The following is a 24,146-nucleotide window of genomic DNA, read 5'->3' on the forward strand; positions in this document are numbered from 1 at the left end:
ACAGGTAGCCAACGGCGGTTGCCCCTCCACGACAAAGACGTCGCACATCCGGTTTGCATACACAAACCCGGTGGCGGCGTTTTTTCGTTTTGGTGGGGCGGCTTTTGCTGGCCGTTCCATCACCAGGCCTTCTACAAGATCCCCAATCGTGAGGTGCGTGATGAAATCAAGCTTCTGGAAATCCGGGCACACCCCGACCTTGTTTGCCGCGTTCTTGTATTTCGACCTGAGTTTCATGGTCTGGTACCTATTGGGCCCACTGGCGGTACAGATCGCCGCCGACCTGCAACTGACCACCCAGCAACGCGGGCTGATGGTCGCCACGCCGATCCTGGCGGGGGCGATCCTGCGCTTCTTGATGGGCATGCTGGCCGACAAGCTGTCGCCCAAGACCGCCGGGCTGATTGGCCAGGTGATCGTGATTGTGGCGCTGTTCTTTGCCTGGAAGCTGGGGATCCACAGCTATGAACAGGCGCTGCTGCTGGGGCTGTTCCTCGGTATGGCCGGGGCCTCGTTTGCCGTTGCCCTGCCGCTGGCGTCCCAATGGTACCCCGCCGAGCACCAAGGCAAGGCCATGGGCATCGCCGGGGCCGGCAACTCCGGTACCGTATTTGCCGCGCTGCTGGCGCCGTTGATCGCCGCCGCATTTGGCTGGAGCAATGTGTTCGGCTTTGCCCTGATCCCGTTGATCCTGACCCTGATCGTCTTCGCCTGGCTGGCGCGCAATGCCCCCGAACGGCCAAAAGCCAAATCCATGGCCGACTATTTCAAGGCCCTGGGTGACCGCGACAGTTGGTGGTTCATGTTCTTCTACAGCGTGACCTTCGGCGGTTTTATCGGCCTGGCCAGCGCCCTGCCCGGCTACTTCAACGACCAATATGGCCTGAGCCCGGTCACCGCCGGTTACTACACCGCCGCCTGCGTGTTCGGCGGTAGCCTGATGCGCCCTCTGGGCGGTGCCCTGGCTGACCGTTTCGGCGGGATCCGCACGCTGCTGGGCATGTACGGCGTAGCGGCCGTGTGCATCGCTGCCGTGGGTTTCAACCTGCCCAGTTCCTACGCCGCACTGGCGCTGTTCGTATGCACCATGCTCGGCCTGGGGGCCGGCAACGGCGCGGTATTCCAACTGGTACCGCAGCGTTTTCGCCGGGAGATTGGTGTGATGACCGGGCTGATCGGCATGGCCGGCGGCATCGGCGGCTTCGCCCTGGCAGCGGGCATGGGCGCAATCAAACAAAGCACCGGTAGCTACCAGTTGGCATTGTGGCTGTTCGCCAGCCTGGGCGTGCTGGCGTGGTTCGGCCTGTATGGCGTGAAGCGGCGCTGGAGGACCACTTGGGGTTCGGCTGCCGTCACCGCAGCGCGGGTCTGATGAGCCTGCAACTGAGCTTTGCCCAGGCCAGCGCCATCGGGCCACGGGAAGAAAACCAGGACGCCCTGCGCCTGGTCACCCCGGCCCTGGAGTTGGCCGCGAGCAAAGGCTACCTGTGTGCTATCGCCGACGGCGTCAGCCAATGTGCCGACGGTGGCCTGGCCGCGCGCTCGACCTTGCAGGCCCTGGCCCTGGACTACTACGCCACGCCGCAGACCTGGAGCGTGGCCCAGGCCCTGGACCGGCTGTTGCTGGCCCAGAACCGCTGGCTGCAGGCCAATGGCGGCGGCCAGCCGTTGTTGACCACCCTCAGCGCCGTGGTGTTTCGTGGCCAGCGCTTTACCCTGGCCCACGTCGGCGACTGCCGGGTGTATCGCTGGTTCGATGGCGAGTTGCAGCGCATCACTCAAGAGCATGTCTGGGAGCAACCGGGCATGCAGCATGTGCTCAAGCGCGCCCTGGGCCTGGATCAGCATCTGGTGGTGGACTTTCTCGACGGTGAACTGCGCCAGGGCGAATGTTTCCTGCTGCTCAGCGATGGCGTGTGGTCGACCCTGGCCGATCACAGCATCCGTGCGATCCTGCGCGAACAGGCTGACCTTAACCTTGCCGTGAATACGCTCGTCAGTGCCGCCCACCTGGCAGGTAGCCAGGACAATGCCAGCGCCTTGCTGGTGCGCATTGACCAGCTCGGCGCGGCGACCCTGGGCGATGCGCTGGTGCAGTTGCAGCAATGGCCATTGCCGCCGCCCCTGAAGGCTGGGCAATCCTTTGAAGGCTGGCAGGTGGAAAGTGTGCTGGCGCAAAGTCGCCAGTCGTTGCTGTACCGGGTACGCGACACCCAGCAGCAACCCTGGCTGCTGAAAACCCTGCCCCCTGGCCACGATGATGACAACGACGCCGCCCAGGCATTGCTTTCGGAGGAGTGGTTTCTGCGCCGGGTGGCCGGACGGGCGTTTCCTGAAGTCCATCCGGCCAGCGGGCGCCAGCATTTGTACTATGTGATGCGCGAATACAGCGGGCAAACCCTGGCCGCCCTGTTCCAGCACCAGGGCCCGTTACCGCTGGCGCAATGGCAGTCCATCGCCGAGCGTTTGCTGCGCGCGGTGGGCATGCTGCATCGCCGGCAGATCCTGCACCGCGACATCAAACCGGAAAACCTGCTGCTGGGGGACGACGGTGAATTGCGGGTGCTGGACTTTGGCCTGGCCTATTGCCCTGGGTTATCCGAAGACCGCGCTCATCTGCTACCCGGCACCCCCAGCTTTATCGCGCCTGAAGCCTTTAGTGGTGAACGTCCGACCCCGCAGCAGGATTTGTACAGTGTCGGCGTGAGCCTGTATTACCTGCTGACCGGGCACTATCCCTACGGTGAAATCGAAGCCTTCCAACGGCCCCGTTTCAACACGCCGGTCAGCGCCAGCCGGTATCGACCGGACCTGCCCGACTGGTTGCAGCAAAGCCTGGAACGCTCGGTGGCGGCACAACCGAATCAACGTTACGAAACCGCCGAGGAATGGCTGCTGGTACTGGAACAGGCCGACCGCCGCGAGCTGAGCCTGCGCCCCCGGCCGCTGCTGGAGCGCGAGCCTCTCAAGGTCTGGCAAACCCTGGCGCTGGTGTCGCTGCTGATCAATCTGGTGTTGCTGTATCTGTTATCCCTGTAGGTGGTCGGCGCGCCAGTTGTGGGCGTCGCGCCTTTAAATGGTGCGAAAAAGCCTTGCGACATCCGCCAGAACCTCAGTAAATCCGGCTTTTCACGACTTGGCACAACCACTGCATTAGCTCCTGCAACACCCCACATACAGCCCACCCTTCAACGACGAAGGTGGGGCTTTCCCGAGAGAACGGGACCAGGACAAAGGCGTCCTCGCTAGGCAACTAGCGGGACGCCTTTTTTTGTTTGCGCGTGATTGGTCGAGCCATTGCGGAGAACGACATGAAGAAACTCAAACTGGTGATGATCGGCAACGGCATGGCCGGGGTTCGCACCCTTGAAGAACTGCTGAAGCTGAGCACTGAGCTGTACGACATCACAGTCTTTGGCGCCGAGCCCCACACCAACTACAACCGCATCCTGCTGTCGCCGGTGCTGGCTGGTGAGCAGACCTTCGAAGAGATCGTGCTCAACGACCTCGACTGGTACCTGCAAAACAACATCAAGTTGCTGCTCAACCGCAAGGTGGTGCAGATCGACCGGGTCAAACGCAAAGTCATCGCCGAAGACGGCACCGAGGCCGAGTACGATCGCCTGCTGATCGCCACCGGCTCGACCCCGTTCATTCTGCCGATCCCTGGCAATACCTTGCAGGGCGTGATTGGCTACCGCGATATCGCCGACACCCAAGCCATGATCGACACCGCCAAGACCCACAAGCACGCCGTGGTCATCGGTGGCGGCCTGCTCGGCCTGGAAGCGGCCAACGGCCTGATGCTGCGCGGCATGCACGTCACCGTGGTACATATCGGCGAATGGCTGCTGGAGCGGCAACTGGACAAGACCAGTGGCCAGTTGCTGCAAACCGAACTGGAAAGCCGCGGCCTGGTGTTTCGCCTGTGCGAACAGACCCAGGCCTTGCACGATGCCGGCAATGGCCGTGTGGGTTCGGTGCAGTTCAAAAACGGCGACGTGATTCCCGCCGACCTGGTGGTGATGGCCGCCGGGATCCGCCCCAACACCGAACTGGCGGAAAAGTCCGGTATCCCGTGCAACCGTGGGATCCTGGTCAACGACACGATGCAAACCTACGACCCGCGTATCTATGCCATCGGCGAATGCGCCAGCCACCGCGGGATTGCCTACGGCCTGGTGGCGCCGCTGTTCGAGCAGGCCAAGGTCTGCGCCAACCACCTGGCCCAGCTGGGGTTCGCCACCTACAAAGGCTCGGTGACCTCCACCAAGCTGAAAGTCACCGGTATCGACCTGTTTTCCGCTGGCGACTTCATGGGCGGCGAAGGCACCGAAACCATCACCCTTTCCGACCCCATCGGCGGCGTCTACAAGAAGCTGGTGATCAAGGACGACATCTTGGTCGGCGCCTGCCTGTACGGCGACACCGCCGATGGCGGTTGGTATTTCCGGCAGATCCGTGAGAACCATGGCATTGGCGAGATCCGCGACCACCTGATGTTCGGCGAAAACGCCTTGGGCGACGTCGGCCACCAAGGCCAGGACAAAGCCATGAGCATGGCCGACAGCGCCGAAGTCTGCGGCTGCAACGGCGTGTGCAAGGGCACCATCGTCAAGGCGATCCAGGAACAGGGCCTGTTCAGCGTCGATGAGGTGAAAAAACACACCAAGGCCGCCAGTTCCTGCGGCTCCTGCGCCGGGCTGGTGGAGCAGATCCTGATCAACACCGTGGGCGGTGCGGCTGACGTCAAACCCAAGAGCGAAAAAGCCATCTGCGGGTGCAGCGACCTGAACCACGGGCAAATTCGCCAGGCGATCCGCGACCAGCACCTGCTGACCATCGCCGACACCATGAGCTACCTGAACTGGCGTACCCCCAACGGCTGCGCCACTTGCCGCCCGGCATTGAACTACTACCTGATCTCCACCTGGCCAGGGGAAGCCAAGGACGATCCGCAATCACGCCTGATCAACGAACGGGCCCACGCCAACATTCAGAAAGACGGCACCTACTCGGTAGTCCCGCGGATGTGGGGCGGTGTGACCAATCCTTCCGAACTGCGGCGGATTGCCGATGTGGCCGACAAGTACAACGTGCCGATGGTCAAGGTCACCGGCGGGCAGCGCATCGACTTGCTGGGCATCAAGAAACAGGACCTGCCCGGTGTGTGGAAAGACCTCGACATGCCTTCCGGGCACGCCTACGGCAAATCCATTCGTACCGTGAAGACCTGCGTAGGCAGCGAGTTCTGCCGCTTCGGCACGCAGAACTCCACACAGTTGGGCATTGAGCTGGAGCATGACCTGTTCAATATGTGGTCGCCCCACAAGGTCAAGCTGGCAGTCTCCGGTTGCCCGCGCAACTGCTCGGAAGCCGGGATCAAGGACGTGGGCATTATCGGCGTCGACTCGGGCTGGGAGATGTATATCGGCGGCAACGGCGGGATCAAGACCGAGGTCGCGGAGTTCTTCGTCAAGCTCAAGACCGCCGAGGAGGTGCGCGAATACAACGGCGCCTTCCTACAGCTGTACCGCGAAGAAGCCTTCTACCTGGAGCGCACCGTGCACTACATGCAGCGGGTCGGCATGGACCATATCAAGAAGGCCGTACTGGAAGACCCGGCACGGCGCCAGGCCCTGAACGAGCGCCTGCAGTTCTCCCTGTCGTTCGAACAAGACCCATGGAAAGAACGTCTGGAACAGCCGTTGCTGAAGAAGGAATTCGACACCATCGCCGTCAAACAGCTGGAGGTAGTGCTATGAACTGGCTGGATATCTGCGCCCTCGACGAAATCAACGCCCTGGGCTCGCGCATCATCAGTGGCCCGAAAGGTGAAATCGCGATTTTTCGTACCAGCGACGACGAAGTCTTCGCCCTCGACGACCGCTGCCCGCACAAGGGCGGGCCACTGTCCCAAGGGTTAATCTATGGCAAACGCGTGGCGTGCCCGCTGCACAACTGGCAGATCGACCTGGCATCCGGCGAAGCCCAGGCCCCGGATATCGGTTGCGCCCACCATCACCACGCCCGGGTTGAAAACGGCCGGGTGATGCTGGCCCTGCGGGACGCCGGTTGATGGAGCGCCAGACCACCGCATCGACCTGCTGCTACTGCGGGGTCGGCTGCGGCGTGCTGATCGAGCATGATGGCACACAGATCTTCGGGGTCAGTGGCGATCCGACGCACCCGGCCAACTTCGGCAAACTGTGCAGCAAGGGGTCCAGCCTGCACCTGACTGGCGACCTGGCAGCGCGGGCGTTGTACCCCGAGTTGCGCCTGGGCAAAGGCCTGGCCCGTGGCCGTACCGATTGGGACAGTGCCCTGGACCACGCCGCCCAGGTGTTCGCCGACACCATCGCCGAGCACGGCCCCGACAGTGTGGCGTTCTATATCTCCGGGCAGTTGCTGACCGAGGATTACTACAGCTTCAACAAACTCGCCCGGGCGCTGGTGGGCACCAATAATATCGACAGCAATTCCCGGCTGTGCATGTCCTCGGCGGTGGTCGGCTACAAGCGCAGCCTGGGGGCCGATGCGCCGCCGTGCAGCTATGAGGACCTGGAGACCAGCGATTGCGTGATGATCGTCGGCAGTAATATGGCCTACGCCCATCCGGTACTGTTTCGTCGGCTGGAAGAGGCCAAGGCGCGCCGCCCGGATATGAAAGTGCTGGTCATTGATCCACGGCGCACCGATACCTGTGACCTGGCCGATATGCACCTGGCAATCCTGCCGGGCACTGACGTCGCGTTGTTCCATGGGATTTTGCATCTTCTGCTGTGGGAAGACTGGATCGATCGCGACTTTATCCAGGCTCATACCGATGGCCTGGTCGAACTCAAACGCCTGGTCCACGACTACACGCCGCAGATGGTCACGCAATTGTGCGGGATCAGCGTCGAGCAACTGCGCCAGTGTGCGCAGTGGGTTGGCACCTCGGCGAGCTTTCTGTCGCTGTGGTGCATGGGGCTTAACCAGTCCACCGCCGGCAGTGCGAAAAACAGCGCCCTGATCAACCTGCACCTGGCCACCGGCACCATTGGCCGCCCAGGTTGCGGGCCGTTTTCCCTGACCGGCCAGCCCAACGCCATGGGCGGCCGGGAAACCGGTAGCCTGTCAAACCTGCTGCCGGGCCATCGTGACGCCAACAACCCCGAGCACCGCGCACAAGTGGCCGCCTACTGGGGGGTTGAGCAACTGCCATCGAGCACCGGCTTGACCGCCATCGAGCTGTTCGAGCAGGTACAGGCCGGCAAGATCAAAGCGTTATGGATCGCCTGCACCAACCCTGCGCAATCGTTGCCAGACCAGAACAACGTGCGCCTGGCCCTGGCCGCGTGCCCATTCGTGGTGTTGCAGGAAGCCTTCCGCACCACAGAAACGGCGGCCTTTGCCGACCTGCTATTGCCAGCCGCCAGTTGGGGCGAGAAAGAAGGCACCGTGACCAATTCCGAGCGGCGCATTTCCCACGTACGCCAGGCCATTGCCCCACCGGGTGAGGCGCGGTCGGACTGGGCGATTACCGTGGATTTCGCACAGCGCCTGGAGCAACGTTTGCGACCTGGCCTACCGAGCCTGTTTGCCTTTGCGCAACCGGCGCAGATTTTTGATGAGTTCAAACTGCTGACACGCGGTCGGGACCTGGACCTGTCAGGCATCAGCCATGCCCTGCTCGACCGGATCGGCCCGCAGCAATGGCCGTTTCCCGCCGAGGCGCAAATCGGCACGCCACGGCTGTACACCGACGGTATCTTCCCGACCGACAGTGGCCGCGCGCACTTTATCGCCGAGCCTTATCGCGCCGCCAAAGAACAACGTGATGCACGCTTTCCACTGACCCTGATCACCGGCCGCCTGCGCGACCAATGGCACGGCATGAGCCGCACCGGTACGGCGGCGCAACTGTTCGGCCACGTCAGCGAAGCATTGCTTGGCCTGCACCCGGACGAACTGCGCCGGCACCGCTTCAAAGAGGGCGATCTGGTCTGCCTGAAAAGTCGGCGTGGCCATGTGATTGTGGCCGTGACCAGTGATGACAGCGTGCGGCCCGGCCAGGCGTTCCTGCCAATGCATTGGGGTGATCGCTTCCTCAAGGGCGGCGTCAACCTGCTGACTCAGCCGGCATTCGACCCCTTGTCGAAACAACCCGAACTCAAGCACAGCGGTGTGCGCCTGGAAGCGGTGCAATTGCCTTGGCAGCTGTTTGCGCTGATCGAAGGGGACGTCCAGCAACACTTCGAAGCCTTGCGCCCTTTGTGCGAGCGCTTTGCCTACGTCAGCCTCAGCTTGACCGGGCGTGAACGGCCGGCGCTGTTGGTGCGTGCTGCCCATACCGAGGCGCCGGACCTGCAGTTGCTCAAGAACATCGACCAATTGCTGGGCCTCAACGACGGCCCGGTCATGGCCTATGACGACCCACGGCGCTCCATCGGCAAACGGGTAAAAATCGAGAAAGGCCGGATTACCGCGATCCGTCTGGCCGGCGAAACCCTGGCCCGCCATTGGCTGCAAAGCCTGTGGCTGGAAGGCCGGGCCGATGAACAACTGCGCCGCTGGCTGCTGGCCCCGTTAAGCGCGCCACCCGGTGCGGGTACGAGCAGCAACAAAATCCTCTGCAACTGCAAGAACGTCAGTGAACACGCGATATGTGCAGGCATCAGCCGCGGCCTGGGCCTGGATGGACTGAAGCAGGAGCTGGGCTGCGGCACGCAATGTGGCTCATGCGTGCCAGAAATCAAACGGCTATTGGCGAGCACCTCGCAGCCAATCGCAATCAGTGTGTGAGGGCAATGAATATGAGCGCAAAAGTCTGGTTGGTAGGCGCAGGGCCGGGTGATCCGGAGCTGTTGACCCTCAAGGCGGTACGGGCCCTGCACGAGGCCGATGTGGTGTTGATAGATGACCTGGTCAACCCGGCGGTGCTTGAGCATTGCCCGAACGCGCGGGTGATTACCGTCGGCAAACGCGGCGGCTGCCGTTCCACGCCCCAGGATTTCATTCATCGTTTGATGCTGCGTTATGCGCGACAGGGTAAATGTGTGGTGCGCCTCAAAGGCGGTGATCCGTGCATTTTTGGCCGTGGCGGCGAAGAAGCGACCTGGCTCAGGGAGCGAGGCGTGAGCGTGGAGTTGGTCAATGGCATCACCGCCGGGCTGGCAGGTGCGACCCATTGCGATATACCGCTGACACTGCGCGGGATCAGTCGCGGCGTAACGCTGGTCACGGCCCATACCCAGGACGACAGCAGCCTCAATTGGCGGGCCTTGGCCGAGGGTGGCACGACACTGGTGGTCTACATGGGCGTGGCGAAGCTTTCAGAGATTGCCCGGCAGTTGCTGGACGGTGGCATGGCTGCAGATATGCCAGTGGCGATGATCGAGAATGCCTCGCTGCCCCAGCAGCGTGAGTGCCGCAGTTCCCTGGCGTGCATGCAGGATGATGCCAAGGCATTCGCCTTGAAGAGCCCGGCTATCCTGGTAATCGGTGCCGTGGCGGCAACAGCGGGTGAAGCTGCATTGTTGGCCAGCGCCTGAGGTAAATCGCAGGCGAAAAAAAGCCCGGCTCAAGAGCCGGGCTTTTTTCTACCACTCAGTAATTACTGAGCTTGAGCCTCAACCGATGCTTCTACGCGACGGTTAACAGCACGACCAGCTTCAGTTGCGTTGTCAGCAACTGGGCGGGATTCGCCGTAACCTACGGAGGTGATACGGCCAGCGTCAACGCCGTCTTTAACCAGGACTTGCTTAACAGCGTCAGCACGACGCTGGGACAGCTTCTGGTTGTAAGCGTCTGGACCGACGGAGTCAGTGTGACCAGCAACTTCTACGTTGGTAGCTGGGTACTGAGCCATGAAGTCGGCCAGGTTTTTCACGTCGCCGTAGCTGTTAGGCTTAACAACGGCCTTGTCGAAGTCGAACTTAACGTCCAGCTCAACACGAACAACCTGAGCAACCGGAGCTTCTGGCTCTGGAACTGGCTCTGGAGCTGGTGCTGGGGTAGGAGCTGGAGCGGCTGCGCCAGCGTTACCGCCGAAGTTTACGCCCAGGCCGACCAGTGCGGAGTAATCCCACTTGCCGTTGTCCAGACCGTAGTCAGCTTCAACACCGGCACGAGCGTACAGGTTGTTGGTGAAGTAGTACTTAACACCAGTACCGATGATGGCTTGAGTGGTCTGATCGCGACCGCTGTGACCGTCAGCCAGTACGTTGGTACGGCTCTGGTGACCGAAACCACCTTCTACGTATGGACGCAGGGAGTCGACGCCAGCCTGACCGAAGTGGTACTGAGCAGTCAGGCTGCCGGTATCACCTTTGATCTTCTGGTTGCCAGTACCGTCGTTCGAACGGGTGTGGTTGGTTTTGTCGTAGGACAAGTTCAAGGACAGGTCGTCGGTCAGGAAGTAACCGATGCGAGCGCCAGGATTGAAGCCGTCTTCGATGTGCTTGACGCTATCGTTGTACTGCTTCTTGTAGAACAGCTCGCCTTCAACTGCGCCTTGGCCTTGTGCCAGAACGCCGAAAGAAGTAGCGGCAATAAGAGAACCAATGGCCAAGCCCAAGGTGTTTTTCAGTTTCATCCGTTAAATCCCCATCTGGTGATTGTAAAGCAGTCCCACATACCGGGGGACAACTCGGCGACAAGTCTAACAGAACTTGCCTACACGTAAGAGATATTTGCACCGAACTAAGTTTCAGTACTGCCCGCAAATTTCTCACGTAATTTATCAAGAGCACGTTTGTAACGCATTTTTGTAGCACTCAAACCCATATGCATAATGTCAGCAATTTCCTGAAATTCCAGTTCTGCGACAAATCGTAGCACCAGAATTTCCCGGTCAATTGGGTTCACATGCACCAACCAGCGATCAAGCCCGCCCTTCTCCTCGGGTGCCGGCGTCTTTTCTTCAGACGCCTCCTCAAGGGGGTCCAGGCTCAACGCGTCCATCAAGCGACGCTTTCGCCGTTCCTTACGATACTGCGTGATGCACTCGTTGTACGTGATGCTGTAGAGCCAGGTTTTGAACTTCGATTTACCCTCGAAGTTCTTCAGGCCATACAACACCTTGAGCATCACTTCCTGACAGACATCATCCGCATCACGATCGTTCCCTAAATATCTTGAACAAACGTTGAACAGAGTGCGTTGATACCTGCGCATCAATTCTTCGTACGCGCGTGTTACGTGAAACAGCTCCGTGTGCGAGCGCGCGACCAACTCCTCATCAGAGAGCTCACGGGGGTCATAGCGCGTGGACAGCGTTTGGGCTTTATTCAAAACAAGTCGTGCCGACAGTCAGGTCAATGTCCGCCACACCCTGGGTTGCCAGGATTGCGGCGGCGTACATTAGCAGGGTTTACCGGGTTAGCGGCTATTGACCTGCTGTTCCAGCAGAACCCGATTGGACAGCGACACTAGTTCGCCATCATCGGTCAGCACCGTAGTCTTCACCGTACCGATCTCTTCAATCTGCCCTTCGACCTCGCCAACACGCACGTGTTGCCCCACCTGATACAACTCACGCACATAGATTCCCGCAAGAATCTGCCCGGCAATTCCCCGGCTTCCCAAACCCATGGCCAGCGCAACGGCCAGACCAACGGTAATCAAAACGATCACAATCACATGGTTGAGCAGGTCAGTCTTGACCTCCAACTGGCTGATCGCCACCGAAATACTGATGATGATCACCAACCCCTGGGCAATTCGCCCCAGGCCTGCGGCATAGTCCAGGCCGACACCTTCGGCAGCACCGCGTACCAGGCCATTGGCCAACTGCGCCAGCAAAACCCCTACCAGCAACACCAGCGCGCCGCCGAATACTTTCGGCAAATACAGCGCCAGCATGTCGAGCGTAGCTGAAACTCGCTCAAGTCCAAGGGATTGCGCCGCAGAAACCAGAAAAATCAGCAAAACAAACCAATAGACGATCTTGCCGATCAACGTCGAGATCGGCACTTGCAGCCCGACGCGCCCCAGCAGCTTGGTCAATCCGGTGCCGGCCATCAAGCGGTCGAGGCCCAGCTTGGCGAGCAGTTTGGAAAGCAGGGTGTCGAGCAGCTTGGCCACGACAAAGCCCAGCAACACCAGCACCAGCGCACCAAACAGGTTGGGAATGAAATTCGCCACCTTGGTCCACAACGCAGTCATTGCAGTGACCAGACTCTGCGTCCAGAGATCAAGTTCCATATTCAATCAGCCTTATCAGCAGTGCGAGCAATAGGTTTACGACGAGAAACAGGTGATACATGGGCCGAACCGTTGTTCAGCGCCATCATCAGTGCCGGCAGCCAGCGACCGAGCAGACCGAACAGGTCGCCCGCGCCTACCTGGCGGTTGGCGGTTTTCAGTACGCGGCCCAGGCAAGCATCGTCGTCACGGTTGGACGGCGAAGCGTTAAGCATGTCACGCAAAGACTGTTCAAACGGATCGTGCATAGGGACCTCTCGCAAGTGATTTAAAAGACGAGGGCAAAATTCATCGGGTCACATGACCTCACCCGCGGTTCAGGTCACGTTCAGGTCAAACCCAGCGTAAACGTCGAAACAACCACCACTGCCCAAGGGCCACCGAGACCATCAACAAGCAGGCAATCACGAAGCCATAGGGGCTCTCGGAGAACGGAATGCCCCCCACGTTGATCCCCAGCAAACCGGTCAGAAAACTCATCGGCAAAAAGATCCCGGTGATGATCCCGAAGCGATACATGGTGCGACTCATGCGCAGGCTCAAACGCCTATCCTCGGCCTCCAGCACCAGCCCCACGCGCTCCCGGCTCAGTTCCAGCTCTTCCAGGTAACGGGTCAGGCTGTTGTTCAATTCATTCCAATAGTCGGCATCGTCATCGACGAACCAGGGCAGTTTTATGCGCGTCAGTTGCGCAAAAATATCGCGCTGCGGTGCCAGGAAACGCTTCAGCGCGGCGGCACGCCGACGGATCTGCAGGACACTGCCATGCTCTGGGGTATACCGTTCGTCGGTATCCAGTTTTTCTTCTTCGATATCGACGATTTCAGACAGGTCACTGACCAGATCCTGCACTTTGTTGGTCAGGTATTGCGCCATGCACAGGATCAGTTCGGAAGCAGTCCTTGGACCTTTTCCATCCTCCAGTTGCACCAGCAACTCGTCCGTGGCGCGCAAAGGCCGCAGCCGCAGGGAGATGACCCGGTCGGCCGAAGCAAAGATACGCACCGACACCATGTCTTCCGGCTCGGCCCCCGGATTGAGGTTGATTCCGCGCAGAAACAGCAGCAACTCGTCGTCCGGCAACGGCAACAGCCGTGGTCGCGTGTTCTCCTCCAGCAGCAGGTCACAAGCGAACTCGCTCAGGCCACTGGATTTGCGCAGCCAGGTCTGGGTCTGGGGATGACTGCGGTCCCAATGCAGCCACAGGCTTTCCTGAGGCTGCAGTTGCAGGTCATCAAGCTCTGTCCGGGCAATCGAACGCGCACCGCCTTTACCGTCCAGCACCAGGGCATGCACCAGCCCCCACTGCGCGTTTTCTTCCTCGAACATCCTCACCCCGTCGATTACTGCGGTTATTCAGGCATTTTCAGCGGGCTGGGCGAAACAATCACGCCATTGTTATCGGCATAGACATATTCGCCTGGACGGAATGTCACGCCGGCAAAGGTCACGGCCCCGCCCAGGTCGCCCACACCCTGGCGATGACTCTTTTTCGGATGGCTGGCCAGGGCCTGCACGCCGAGGTCAGTCTGGGCGAGGACATCAACGTCCCGTACACAGCCGTAGATCACCAACCCTTCCCAGCCATTTTTTGCGGCGCGATCGGCGATCATGTCACCCAGCAAGGCGCAGCGCAGCGAACCACCACCGTCGACCACCAGCACTTTACCGGTGCCGTCCAACTCGGCCTGCTCCTTGACGCGGGAGTTGTCCTCAAAGCACTTGACGGTCACGATCTGGCCACCGAAGGAGTCCCGACCACCAAAGTTGGCGAACATCGGCTCCAGCACCTGCACCAGGTCCGGGTAGGCGTCACACAGGTCGGGGGTAACGTAATGGTTCATCGAAAAACTCCTGTCGGTGAAAGAAGGTGTCGAACATCCACAGCCACATCAAGAAAACGCATCGCAACGGGCATTCTTTAAGACCTGCCGCCTCGTGGGCCGCAATGATCAGACCCACCAGCCTGTAACGCAATAACCACTGCGCGACTGAATATGACCAGAACAGCCTGGTGCGTCATATCTTAGCCGCAAGTCCCATCAAGCGAAACGCCCGTCTCAGAGCCTTATCTCAGACTGTCACGGGCACCTGCGCCTGCGCGCCCACCAAGGGTGTCAATGGATCTTTCAGCCAACGCAGCACCAGTGGCCACACCTCGGCCTGGGCGGCTTTACTGACCAGCATCTCGACATGCCCGAAATCACCGCTGAACCCTTGCTGGCGCCCCAGGCACAGGTATTGACGATGCTCGCTGCCCACTTGTTCAAACAGCTTGCGGCAGGCCCAGTCCGGATCTTGATGGTCACCCGCGGCACTCACCGCCAACAGCGGCACATCGACCTCAGCCAGACCTTTCCACCAATCGCGCTCGGCATCGCCAAAACGCCCGAACAAACCATGCCAGCGCATGCTTTCCAGGGCCAACCCAATGGGCTCGTCTTCCGGACCACGCTTGAGCCGCGAGCCGGAGAGCTGGGCAAAGCGCTTCAGGATCAAGCGCCCACCCCACTCCACCGGCGGAATTTTCAACGGCCAGTAAGTACGACTGACCTGGCAGCCAAACAGTGCCACCGATGCCACCGCCGGCGCGCCCAGGTACTGGCCACCCAAGGCTGCCGCCAAGGTCGTGCCACCCAGCGAATGGCCGATCCAGTGCGGGATCTGCCCGCTTTGCTCACGCACAAAGGCGGCGATGGCGGGCAAGTCGTATCGAGCATAGTCGGCGACACGATTCTTGGCGTAATCCTGGTTGCGCCGGGAAAGCCCGTGCCCACGCATTTCCGGGATCCATACATCAAAGCCCTGGCGCGCCAGATACGCCCCCAGACCAATGCCTTTGGGCGAATACCAGAAACGTCGATTGGAGAAGCTGCCATGCACCAGCACCACCGGGACACCACGGCTTTGCGCGACATCGGCCAGGCCCAGGCGTGTCACCGCCAGCTCTACGGTGCTGTCGGGACTGTTGCCAGGCTTGAGGCGATAGACATCTTCACTCAGGTCGCCACGACGCTCAGCGCTGATCAGGGCGACGGGAAACAGGTTACTGCTGCTCTGCATAATGTTCTTGCACAAAAAAGGGCGGCGTCCGGAGGGAGTTCCGCCCTGTACAGAATGAGAAATGCCGGCCAGCCACAATGGCTGGCCGGCAAATGGCGATTACGCCGAGGCTTGGCCTTCAGCCAGGAAGAACCAGGTTTCCAGTACGGAATCAGGGTTCAACGAAACACTTTCGATACCCTGCTCCATCAGCCATTTGGCCAGGTCCGGGTGATCGGAAGGGCCCTGGCCACAGATACCGATGTACTTGCCGGCCTTGTTACAGGCCTGGATGGCATTGGCCAGCAGCTTCTTGACCGCAGGATTTCGCTCGTCGAACAGGTGGGCGATGATCCCGGAATCGCGGTCCAGGCCCAGGGTCAGTTGGGTCAGGTCGTTGGAACCGATGGAGAAACCATCGAAGAACTCCAGGAACTCCTCGGCCAGGATCGCGTTGGACGGCAGCTCGCACATCATGATCACGCGCAGGCCATTTTCGCCACGGGTCAGACCGTTCTCGGCCAGCAGGTCAACCACCTGGCTCGCTTCGCCCAGGGTGCGCACGAATGGCACCATGATCTCGACGTTGGTCAGGCCCATCTCGTTGCGCACACGCTTGAGCGCACGGCATTCGAGCTCGAAGCAGTCACGGAACGCTTCGCTGATGTAGCGCGAAGCGCCACGGAAGCCCAGCATCGGGTTTTCTTCTTCCGGCTCATAGAGCTTGCCGCCGATCAGGTTCGCGTACTCGTTGGACTTGAAGTCCGACAGGCGCACGATGACTTTCTTCGGCCAGAAGGCCGCCGCCAGGGTGCTGATGCCTTCCACCAGCTTCTCGACGTAGAAGCCAACAGGGTCGTTGTAGCCGGCGATACGCTTGTCGACGCTGTCCTTGATTTCCACCGGCAGGCCGTCGTAGTTCAACAGGGCCTTGGGGTGCACGCCGATCATGCGGTTGATGATGAACTCCAGGCGGGCCAGGCCCACACCAGCGTTCGGCAACTGCGCGAAGTCGAAGGCGCGGTCGGGGTTGCCGACGTTCATCATGATCTTGAACGGCAGGTCAGGCATGGCATCGATAGAGTTTTGCTTGATATCGAAGCCCAGCTCACCTTCGAAGATGAAGCCGGTATCGCCTTCGGCGCAGGATACGGTGACGCCCTGGCCATCCTTGAGCAGTTGGGTGGCGTTGCCGCAACCGACGACTGCCGGGATCCCCAGCTCACGGGCGATGATCGCCGCGTGGCAGGTACGCCCGCCACGATTGGTGACGATGGCGCTGGCGCGTTTCATCACCGGCTCCCAGTCCGGGTCGGTCATGTCGGAGACCAGCACGTCACCTGGCTGGACCTTGTCCATCTCGGACACGTCCTTGATGATCCGCACCTTGCCGGCGCCGATGCGCTGGCCGATGGCACGGCCTTCCACCAGCACGGTGCCGGTTTCTTTCAACAGGTAGCGTTCCATGACATTGGCCGACGTACGGCTCTTCACGGTTTCCGGACGCGCCTGGACGATGTACAGCTTGCCGTCGTCGCCATCCTTGGCCCATTCGATGTCCATCGGGCACTTGTAGTGCTTCTCGATGATCATCGCCTGTTTGGCCAATTCACTGACTTCCGCATCGCTGAGGCAGAACCGGGCACGTTCGGCCTTGTCCACATCAACGGTTTTCACCGAGCGACCGGCCTTGGCCTCGTCGCCGTAGATCATCTTGATGGCCTTGCTGCCCAGGTTGCGGCGCAGGATCGCCGGGCGACCGGCTTCAAGCGTGTGCTTGTGGACGTAGAACTCGTCCGGGTTGACCGCGCCTTGTACGACGGTTTCGCCCAGGCCGTAGGCGCCGGTGATAAACACCACGTCACGGAAGCCCGACTCGGTATCCAGGGTGAACATCACGCCGGCGGTACCGGTTTCCGAACGCACCATGCGCTGCACACCGGCAGACAGGGCTACCAGCTTGTGGTCGAAACCCTGGTGCACACGGTAGGAAATGGCGCGATCGTTGAACAGCGAGGCAAACACCTCCTTGGCCGCGCGGATGACGTTTTCCACGCCGCGAATGTTCAGGAAGGTTTCCTGCTGGCCGGCGAAGGAGGCGTCGGGCAAGTCTTCGGCGGTGGCCGAGGAACGCACGGCGACAGCCATGTCCGGGTTGCCGGCCGACAGGCTGGCGAAGGCAGTGCGGATTTCGGCGTTGAGCTTCTCGGGGAACTCGGCTTCCATGATCCACTGACGGATCTGTGCGCCGGTCTTGGCCAGGGCGTTGACATCATCGACGTCCAGCGCGTCCAGGGCAGCGTGGATCTGGTCGTTGAGACCGCTCAGTTCGAGGAAATCGCGGTATGCCTGGGCCGTGGTGGCGAAACCACCGGGCACCGAGACACCAGCGCCTGCAAGATTACTGATCATCTCGCCGAGGGATGCGTTCTTGCCCCCCACATGCTCTACATCATGGACGCCGAGCTTATCGAGGGAAACTACGTACTCTACCAAGGTGATCTCTCCACTAACTGTGTTGGAAAAGCTCAGGGCGCCGGCGGCTCAATAGGAGCATTTACCGGCGTTTGTGGCCTGGACCTGGAAAATAAGTGAGAATGCGGCCCACTGTGGGACGGCAAAATCGCGCCTATCATATCCAAGATTCGTCATCAGCTTAAGGCCCAAGGCTCAAATGAAACGATCTGCTTTCTTTATCTCCGATGGCACCGGCATTACCGCCGAAACCCTGGGTCAAAGCCTGCTGGCGCAGTTCGAAAGCATTACCTTCGCCAAATTCACCCGGCCTTATATCGATAACGTGGATAAAGCGCGGGCCATGGTACAACAAATCAATCTGGCCGCCGAAAAAGACGGGATGCGCCCGATCATTTTCGACACCATCGTCAACCAGGACATTCGTGAGATCCTCGCGACTTCCAATGGTTTCATGATCGACATCTTCTCGACCTTCCTGGCGCCCCTGGAACAGGAGCTGAGTGAACACTCCTCGTACTCCGTGGGCAAGTCCCACTCCATTGGCCATAACTCCAACTATATGGAGCGGATCGAGGCGGTGAACTTCGCCCTGGATAACGACGACGGCGCCCGCACCCACTACTACGACAAGGCCGACCTGATCCTGGTCGGCGTGTCGCGTTGTGGCAAGACCCCGACCTGCCTGTATATGGCCATGCAATTTGGCATCCGCGCGGCCAACTACCCACTGACCGAAGACGATATGGAGCGCCTGCAGCTACCGGCGGTGCTGCGTACCCACCAGCACAAGTTGTTTGGCCTGACCATCGATCCGGATCGTCTGACGGCCATCCGCAATGAGCGCAAGCCCAATAGCCGCTATTCGAGCTATGCCCAGTGCGAATTCGAGGTGCGGGAAGTAGAGAACCTATTCCGCCGGGAAAATATTGCGCACATCAATTCCACGCATTTTTCGGTGGAAGAGATTTCGGCGAAGATCCTGGTAGAAAAAGGTGTTGAGCGGCGTTTCAAGTAGTTTTCATTGCCTGGTCCATCGCTATCGCAGGCAAGCCAGCCCCCACACTTGATGGGGTTCACGCATCAAAATGTGGGCGCTGGCTTGCCTGGGATAAACGATAACGCGGTCTCACAGATGAAACCGGTCGCCACCCTGCCCCAGCGCCGTGGCCAACGCATCAAATCCCGCACGTAACAGCTGATCGTCCCCGGACGTATTGCAGATACTTGCCCGAATGAACTGCGGCACCGCCGTCTGTCCTACCGCAAAGGCTTCTGCCGTGGCGATCAGGTAATTGTTCTGCTTGAGTTCAGCCTCGATTTCCGACGCACGCCAGGGCTCCGGGACTTCAATCCAGAAGTGCGGGCTGTTGGAGTGCGTTCGGTACTCCAGGCCCATCAACAGGTCCTCAACCAACGTTTTGCGGCGGCTGATCTCGTTGATCTGCTGATGCAACAAATACTCTGCCGTGCCGTTTTCAATCCACTGCGTGGCCAGCTCCAGGGTCACCGGCGTGGCCATCCAGCAGGTTGAGCGCAAGGCCGCAGAAATACGGCTGACCAGCGCCGGCGGCGCATGTACATACCCCACCCGCAGGCCCGCCGACACAGCCTTGCTCAGGCTGCTGATCAGAATCGTGCGCTCCGGGGCAAAATGACTCAAAGGTGGCGGCCGGTCCTCCACCAGCACCCCATGTGCCTCGTCTTCCAGGATCAACAGGTTGTGCTCGCGACACACCTTCACCAGCGCCTCACGGCGGGCCACCGACAACACGGCGGTCGTGGGATTCTGGATGGTCGGCGTGCAATACAGGGCCGACACCCGGTGATTGCGACAGACTTCGTCCAGCGCCGTGGGCAACACGCCCTCCTCATCCATTTCCAGGCCAATCAGCCGGATGCCGAGCATCCGTGCGGCGGTGATCAGGCCAGGGTAGGTCAGCTGCTCGGTCACCACCGTGTCGCCCGCGCGCACCAAGGCCATCAAGGCGCACAGCAACCCATGCTGGCCGCCATTGACACAGATGACCTGCTCTGGAATCGGATGAAAATCGCGCTGCACCAGCCATTGCGCCCCCGCCTCGCGGTAGCGGGGCAAACCGGCGTCCGGAGTATAGGCACTGATGTCCTGGAGAAACTTGGCGTTGGTCGACAGGGTTTGGAAGCTCTGGGCCAGGAAGGTCGTTTCCTGACCCGGAATATGCATGTTGCGACTCATATCGAAGTACTGGCGCGGCTCCTCGCTGAAATTGCGAAAGCCCTCGTCACGCTGGCGCTCCATCCCACGCTTGCGCACGAATGTTCCATCACCCACCCGCGCCACTACCAGGCCCAGGCGTTCCAGTTCGCCGTAGGCACGACTGATGGTACCGATGGTCACCCCCAGGTTGTCCGAAAGCACCCGGTGAGGCGGCAGCTTTCGTCCCGGCTCGATCAAGCCTTCGAGGATGCCCCGTTCCATGACGTCGGACAGGCGCTTGTACTTCACGCCCTGCCCGCTGGACAGTCCCTCTCGCATAATTGACACCATGTCAATATTTGTTTTGACAGCCATCTTTCGCCCTAATAGTGTGCTTTTACGGGTTCAATCACCGGGTAAAACCTCTAATTACAAGTTCAATATAGAGTTCAATTCCGGCTCAGGGAAGCAATAAACGATGCCAATGTCCGCCGTTCTCGAAAATGCCGAAAAAACCAAATCACACAAACAATGGCTGGCTGGCCTGATCACCAGTGTAATGTTCCTGATTGTCTGCCTGAGCTGGGGCACCACCTGGCTGGGGATCAAGATCGCGGTGGAAAGCGTGCCGCCATTGACCTCGGCGGGCCTGCGCTTCCTGATCGCCTTTCCACTGTTCCTGTGTTTTGCCCTGGTGCGTCGCGAGCCGATCCTGTTTCCACGGGAAAGCCGCTGGTTCTTTGTATTCGTGACCCTCTGCTACTTCAGTGTTCCCTACTACCTGCTCAACTATGGCGAAATGCACGTCTCGTCCGGCCTCACCGCCCTGCTGTTCAGTTGCATGCCGGTGTTTATCCTGATTTTCTCGGCGCTGTTCCTGCGCGAGCGCATCTACTTTTCCCAGGTCGTGGGGATTGGGATCGGTTTCGGCAGCCTGTACATGATCATCAGGAGCCAGGGATTGCACCTTGACCATGCCGAGTTCTTCGGCGTGCTGGCGATTCTGACCGCCGCGATCATGCATGCCTTGTGCTATGTCATTACCAAGCAAAAAGGCAGCGCCATCAGCGTGATCACCTACAACACCCTGCCCATCGGGATTGCCGGGCTGATGCTGTTCGTCGCCGGCCTATGGTTCGAAGCCCCGACCTTCGAGGCCATCACCCTGCGCTCCTGGAGCGCCCTGCTGTACCTGGGCCTGGTGGCATCGGTCGGCGGTTTTATCGTGTATTTCATGCTGCTCAAGCGCCTGAGCCCGATCATCCTGTCGTTCGTTTTTATCATTTTCCCGGTGTTCGCCGTGATCATCGGCGCCTGGTACGAAGGCCTGGAGCTGTCCCGGGACCTGATGCTGTACTCCGCGATCCTGCTGGCCGGCTTTGCAATCACCAAGTTGCCCATCGAAAAGCTCCTGGCCAAGCCCAATTGACCCTTTCCCCACCACGCGAGAGAAACATGGACGTCCTCCGCCAAACCACCCTGGAACAGATCTACGCCCACGCCGCCAGCACCTATCCCGAAGAGTGCTGCGGCTTTGTCTTCGCCGACGGCAGTGTGTACCTGGGCAGCAATATCCAGAACGAGTTGCACCGCAAGAACCCAGAGATGTACCCACGCAGCGCGGCCAACGGCTACACCTTCTCGGTGACCGACACGCTGCTGATGAACAAGGCCTTTCGCACGGACAACCCGGTGGTGGTGATCTACCACTCCCACCCGGATGTCGGTGCGTACTTCAGCGACGAGGATCAGGACAAGGCCCTGTACATGGGGGAACCCATCTACCCCGTCAGCTACCTGGTGGTGGATGTCCGCCAGGGCAAGGCCCTTGGGTCGAAACTGTTTGCCTGGGATGGCACGCACTTCGCCCTCAACCCCTTCAACGACCTGCAAACGGAGTTGTACATGAACGCTGTCTCTTTCCCCGACATCCTGGTGCGCGTGGCCAAGTTGCCAGAATCGACCCTTGAGGGTGCCGGATCGACATTGCGCGAAGTCATTGAAGACACCTGCACCCGCTACCCGCAACTGCGGGCGCACCTGTTCCACGAAAACAACGGTCAGCTCAAGGAGCACTTCCTGTTCACGGCGGGGGAAGAACTGATCGGCCCCGACGAGCCGCTACCCGAAAAGGTAAAAATCGAAGTGCTGCTGGCCACCTCCGGTGGCATGGATATCGACTCGCTGAGCAACGAGGAAGTGCAGCGCTATGTGCGTCATATCACCCTGCCCGGCGTTGGCCGCGAAGGGCAACTGAGCCTGAAGAAGGCCAAGGTGCTGATCATCGGTACGGGTGGCCTGGGCTCGCCCATCAGCCTGTACCTGGCCGCCGCCGGCATCGGCACCCTGGGGCTGGTGGACTTCGACGTGGTGGAAAGCAGCAACCTGCAACGCCAGGTTGTCCACGGCAACAGCACCCTGGGCCTGCCCAAGGTCGAATCCGCCAAGCAGCGCCTGCAAGACCTCAACCGCCATATCCAAATCAACACCTACGACACCGCATTGAATGCCGACAATGCCCTGGAGCTGGTCGGTGCCTACGACCTGGTGATCGACGGCACCGACAATTTCGAGACCCGCTACCTCGTCAACGATGCCTGCGTACAGTTGGGCAAGCCGCTGGTGTACGGCGCAATCTATCGTTTCGATGGCCAGATCAGCGTGTTCAATTATCAAGGCGGGCCCTGCTACCGCTGCCTGTACCCCCACGCGCCACCGGCGGAACTGGCGCCCAATTGCAGCGCCGGCGGGGTCATCGGTGTACTACCCGGGGTGGTCGGGATGATCCAGGCCACCGAGGCAATCAAGTTGCTGATCGGTCTGGGCGAACCGTTGTCAGGTCGGTTGATGCGCTTTGATGCCCTGGCCATGAAATTCAGTGAAATCCGTTTTAAGCGTCGCGCCGATTGCCCGTGCTGCTCCGAACTGCGCGATGAGCACCAACCCACAGCCGCCGTGTGTGCCGATGCCATCCGCAACGCCCCCAGCCTGGCCGAAGAACACTACATCAAGCCCCAGGTGCTCAAGCAGTTGCTGGAACGCCGTAGCAGCGCCGACATCCTGCTGGATGTGCGCGACGCCAGCGAGCTGGAGGTGTGCCAACTCCCCGGCGTGGTGCACATCCCCCTGGCCCAGCTCGACGATCAGCTCGATACCCTCAGCCGTGACAATACCCATTACCTGATCTGCTACGCCGGCATCCGCGCCGAGCAAGCCGCCAGTACCTTGCTGGCAGCGGGCTTTGCCAACACCCGGGTGCTGGAAGGCGGCATGAAACACTGGGTGCGCGACGTCGAACCCGACATGCCTTTGTACTGATCACGGGCCTTGGGGGTACTTATCTGATGCTGCATAACTCCATACTCGACGCCATTGGCCAAACGCCCATCGTGCGCCTGGAACAATTCTCCGAAGACCTCGGCATCGAGGTCTTTGCCAAGCTCGAATCCCTGAATCCGGGCGGCAGCCACAAGGCGCGGATCGCCCTGGGGATGATCCTCGACGCCGAACGCCGGGGCATCCTGATTCGCGATTCGGGGCAAACCATCATCGAACCCAGCGGTGGCAACACGGGTATCGGCCTGGTCATGGCCGGCAATGTGCTGGGCTACAAAGTGGTGCTGGTGATTCCCGACAACTACAGCCCCGAAAAGCAGAAACTGCTGCGCCTGTATGGAGCCAAGGTGGTGCTGTCGGACAGCCGCCTGGGCAACAACTCCCATGGCGAAAAGTGCATGGAACTGCAGTTGGAAAACCCCAGCTTCGTCATGCTCAACCAACAGCGTAACGGCGCCAACCCCCAGACCCATCGCGACACCACCGCCCCGGAAATCATCCGCGCCTTTGGCGAGCGCCAGGTCGACTATTTTGTCAGCGGCATCGGTACCGGGGGTCATATCACCGGTATCGGTGAAACCCTCAAGGCCACCTGGCCGCAGATCCGCGTGATGGGGGTCGAACCCGAGGAGTGCGACCTGCTCAGCGACCGCCATGCGCCGCACCATATCCAGGGCCTGTCCATCGGCTTGATCCCGAGCATTCTCAACCTGAATGTACTGGACGGCATGCTCAAGGTTTCGCGCCTCGACTGCCTGGAAATGATGAAGCGCATCATGCGTACCGATGCCATCAGCCTGGGGCTGTCGTCAGCCGCCAATATGGTAGCCATCGCCAGGCTCGCCCCGGAACTGCCCACCGACACCGTCGTCCTGACCATGGTGTACGACAGCGCCGACAGTTATCTGCCCTGTTTCGAATAACG

Annotated in this window: 19 protein-coding genes; 10 read left to right on the top strand and 9 right to left on the bottom strand. The window is 60.3% G+C overall.

From position 1 onward, the window contains the following. Nucleotides 1-160: 160 nt before the first annotated feature. The 6 genes from BFQ03_RS14400 to cobA all read left to right on the top strand — a co-directional run bounded on the left by BFQ03_RS14400 (nt 161) and on the right by cobA (nt 9,536). The gene (locus BFQ03_RS14400; RefSeq protein WP_032863378.1) at nt 161-1,372 is read left to right on the top strand and encodes a nitrate/nitrite transporter; all 1,212 of its coding nucleotides are present in this window, start codon (nt 161-163) and stop codon (nt 1,370-1,372) included. Further along, entirely contained in the window at nt 1,372-3,039 is a 1,668-nt protein-coding gene (locus BFQ03_RS14405; protein ID WP_032863450.1) for a bifunctional protein-serine/threonine kinase/phosphatase, read from the top strand. Before BFQ03_RS14400 ends, BFQ03_RS14405 begins: the two co-directional genes overlap by 1 nt. Nucleotides 3,040-3,311: 272 nt before the next feature. Then, nucleotides 3,312-5,765 carry a nitrite reductase large subunit NirB gene (gene nirB / locus BFQ03_RS14410; RefSeq protein ID WP_032863379.1) on the top strand — a complete coding sequence of 818 codons (2,454 nt, stop codon included), beginning with the start codon at nt 3,312-3,314 and terminating at the stop codon, nt 5,763-5,765. Next, nucleotides 5,762-6,079, top strand: coding sequence for a nitrite reductase small subunit NirD (nirD, locus tag BFQ03_RS14415; RefSeq protein ID WP_032863380.1), 318 nt, complete (start codon nt 5,762-5,764; stop codon nt 6,077-6,079). The genes nirB and nirD overlap by 4 nt, the downstream gene beginning before the upstream one ends. Continuing rightward, nucleotides 6,079-8,787 carry a nitrate reductase gene (locus BFQ03_RS14420; protein WP_065943398.1) on the top strand — a complete coding sequence of 903 codons (2,709 nt, stop codon included), beginning with the start codon at nt 6,079-6,081 and terminating at the stop codon, nt 8,785-8,787. The genes nirD and BFQ03_RS14420 overlap by 1 nt, the downstream gene beginning before the upstream one ends. A gap of 11 nt (nt 8,788-8,798) precedes the next feature. After that, nucleotides 8,799-9,536 (top strand): uroporphyrinogen-III C-methyltransferase, encoded by a 738-nt coding sequence (gene cobA, locus BFQ03_RS14425; protein ID WP_065943399.1) that lies wholly within the window; start codon nt 8,799-8,801, stop codon nt 9,534-9,536. Nucleotides 9,537-9,598: 62 nt separating this feature from the next. Here cobA and BFQ03_RS14430 read toward each other — a convergent pair whose 3' ends face one another. From BFQ03_RS14430 to ppsA, 8 genes are all read right to left on the bottom strand, one after another. Beyond that, the gene (locus tag BFQ03_RS14430) at nt 9,599-10,579 is read right to left on the bottom strand and encodes an OmpA family protein (protein WP_032863383.1); all 981 of its coding nucleotides are present in this window, start codon (nt 10,577-10,579) and stop codon (nt 9,599-9,601) included. A 107-nt stretch (nt 10,580-10,686) separates the two neighbouring features. Next, nucleotides 10,687-11,277 carry an RNA polymerase sigma factor SigX gene (gene sigX / locus BFQ03_RS14435; protein WP_032863384.1) on the bottom strand — a complete coding sequence of 197 codons (591 nt, stop codon included), beginning with the start codon at nt 11,275-11,277 and terminating at the stop codon, nt 10,687-10,689. A gap of 87 nt (nt 11,278-11,364) precedes the next feature. After that, nucleotides 11,365-12,189, bottom strand: coding sequence for a mechanosensitive ion channel family protein (locus BFQ03_RS14440; protein WP_032863385.1), 825 nt, complete (start codon nt 12,187-12,189; stop codon nt 11,365-11,367). 2 nt (nt 12,190-12,191) lie between these two features. After that, nucleotides 12,192-12,437, bottom strand: coding sequence for a hypothetical protein (locus BFQ03_RS14445; protein WP_029298275.1), 246 nt, complete (start codon nt 12,435-12,437; stop codon nt 12,192-12,194). 85 nt (nt 12,438-12,522) lie between these two features. Next, a complete protein-coding gene (locus tag BFQ03_RS14450; RefSeq protein WP_032863386.1) occupies nt 12,523-13,518 on the bottom strand; it encodes a zinc transporter ZntB in 996 nt (331 codons plus the stop codon). Nucleotides 13,519-13,541: 23 nt separating this feature from the next. Further along, nucleotides 13,542-14,033 carry a ribonuclease E activity regulator RraA gene (gene rraA, locus BFQ03_RS14455; protein ID WP_029298280.1) on the bottom strand — a complete coding sequence of 164 codons (492 nt, stop codon included), beginning with the start codon at nt 14,031-14,033 and terminating at the stop codon, nt 13,542-13,544. Between the two features lie 229 nt (nt 14,034-14,262). Continuing rightward, nucleotides 14,263-15,252, bottom strand: coding sequence for an alpha/beta fold hydrolase (locus BFQ03_RS14460; RefSeq protein ID WP_032863387.1), 990 nt, complete (start codon nt 15,250-15,252; stop codon nt 14,263-14,265). Between the two features lie 99 nt (nt 15,253-15,351). Next, entirely contained in the window at nt 15,352-17,727 is a 2,376-nt protein-coding gene (gene ppsA, locus BFQ03_RS14465) for a phosphoenolpyruvate synthase (protein WP_065943400.1), read from the bottom strand. A 178-nt stretch (nt 17,728-17,905) separates the two neighbouring features. On the opposite strand from ppsA, the gene BFQ03_RS14470 reads away from it, so the two are divergent. Beyond that, nucleotides 17,906-18,724: a posphoenolpyruvate synthetase regulatory kinase/phosphorylase PpsR gene (locus BFQ03_RS14470; RefSeq protein WP_032863389.1), complete on the top strand. Its 819-nt coding sequence runs from the start codon at nt 17,906-17,908 to the stop codon at nt 18,722-18,724. Nucleotides 18,725-18,835: 111 nt separating this feature from the next. Here the strand turns inward: BFQ03_RS14470 and BFQ03_RS14475 are convergent, their stop codons facing one another. Then, complete coding sequence (locus BFQ03_RS14475) at nt 18,836-20,260, bottom strand: aminotransferase-like domain-containing protein (RefSeq protein WP_065943401.1); 1,425 nt, start codon at nt 20,258-20,260, stop codon at nt 18,836-18,838. Between the two features lie 160 nt (nt 20,261-20,420). Between BFQ03_RS14475 and BFQ03_RS14480 the strand changes: the two genes are divergently transcribed. Genes BFQ03_RS14480 through BFQ03_RS14490 form a run of 3 tightly spaced genes read left to right on the top strand, consistent with a single transcriptional unit; the run spans nt 20,421 to nt 24,144 of the window. Next, a complete protein-coding gene (locus BFQ03_RS14480) occupies nt 20,421-21,314 on the top strand; it encodes a DMT family transporter (RefSeq protein ID WP_162237661.1) in 894 nt (297 codons plus the stop codon). A gap of 26 nt (nt 21,315-21,340) precedes the next feature. Beyond that, nucleotides 21,341-23,203 (top strand): molybdopterin-synthase adenylyltransferase MoeB, encoded by a 1,863-nt coding sequence (gene moeB, locus BFQ03_RS14485; protein ID WP_032863392.1) that lies wholly within the window; start codon nt 21,341-21,343, stop codon nt 23,201-23,203. A 26-nt stretch (nt 23,204-23,229) separates the two neighbouring features. Then, nucleotides 23,230-24,144, top strand: coding sequence for a PLP-dependent cysteine synthase family protein (locus BFQ03_RS14490; protein ID WP_032863393.1), 915 nt, complete (start codon nt 23,230-23,232; stop codon nt 24,142-24,144). Nucleotides 24,145-24,146: the final 2 nt, after the last annotated feature.

Origin of the sequence: Pseudomonas sp. 25 R 14 (assembly GCF_900004755.1) — a bacterium.
GTDB classification, from domain to species: Bacteria; Pseudomonadota; Gammaproteobacteria; order Pseudomonadales; family Pseudomonadaceae; genus Aquipseudomonas; species Aquipseudomonas brenneri.

Bases quoted from the DNA above. Each gene is read 5' to 3' on its own strand.
- BFQ03_RS14475 (WP_065943401.1), bottom strand. From the start codon at position 20,260: ATGGCTGTCAAAACAAATATTGACATGGTGTCAATTATGCGAGAGGGA.
- BFQ03_RS14445 (WP_029298275.1), bottom strand. From the start codon at position 12,437: ATGCACGATCCGTTTGAACAGTCTTTGCGTGACATGCTTAACGCTTCG.
- BFQ03_RS14450 (WP_032863386.1), bottom strand. From the start codon at position 13,518: ATGTTCGAGGAAGAAAACGCGCAGTGGGGGCTGGTGCATGCCCTGGTG.
- nirB (WP_032863379.1), top strand. From the start codon at position 3,312: ATGAAGAAACTCAAACTGGTGATGATCGGCAACGGCATGGCCGGGGTT.
- nirD (WP_032863380.1), top strand. From the start codon at position 5,762: ATGAACTGGCTGGATATCTGCGCCCTCGACGAAATCAACGCCCTGGGC.
- BFQ03_RS14470 (WP_032863389.1), top strand. From the start codon at position 17,906: ATGAAACGATCTGCTTTCTTTATCTCCGATGGCACCGGCATTACCGCC.
- BFQ03_RS14400 (WP_032863378.1), top strand. From the start codon at position 161: ATGAAATCAAGCTTCTGGAAATCCGGGCACACCCCGACCTTGTTTGCC.
- moeB (WP_032863392.1), top strand. From the start codon at position 21,341: ATGGACGTCCTCCGCCAAACCACCCTGGAACAGATCTACGCCCACGCC.
- BFQ03_RS14490 (WP_032863393.1), top strand. From the start codon at position 23,230: ATGCTGCATAACTCCATACTCGACGCCATTGGCCAAACGCCCATCGTG.
- BFQ03_RS14440 (WP_032863385.1), bottom strand. From the start codon at position 12,189: ATGGAACTTGATCTCTGGACGCAGAGTCTGGTCACTGCAATGACTGCG.
- cobA (WP_065943399.1), top strand. From the start codon at position 8,799: ATGAGCGCAAAAGTCTGGTTGGTAGGCGCAGGGCCGGGTGATCCGGAG.
- BFQ03_RS14460 (WP_032863387.1), bottom strand. From the start codon at position 15,252: ATGCAGAGCAGCAGTAACCTGTTTCCCGTCGCCCTGATCAGCGCTGAG.
- BFQ03_RS14430 (WP_032863383.1), bottom strand. From the start codon at position 10,579: ATGAAACTGAAAAACACCTTGGGCTTGGCCATTGGTTCTCTTATTGCC.
- rraA (WP_029298280.1), bottom strand. From the start codon at position 14,033: ATGAACCATTACGTTACCCCCGACCTGTGTGACGCCTACCCGGACCTG.
- BFQ03_RS14420 (WP_065943398.1), top strand. From the start codon at position 6,079: ATGGAGCGCCAGACCACCGCATCGACCTGCTGCTACTGCGGGGTCGGC.
- BFQ03_RS14405 (WP_032863450.1), top strand. From the start codon at position 1,372: ATGAGCCTGCAACTGAGCTTTGCCCAGGCCAGCGCCATCGGGCCACGG.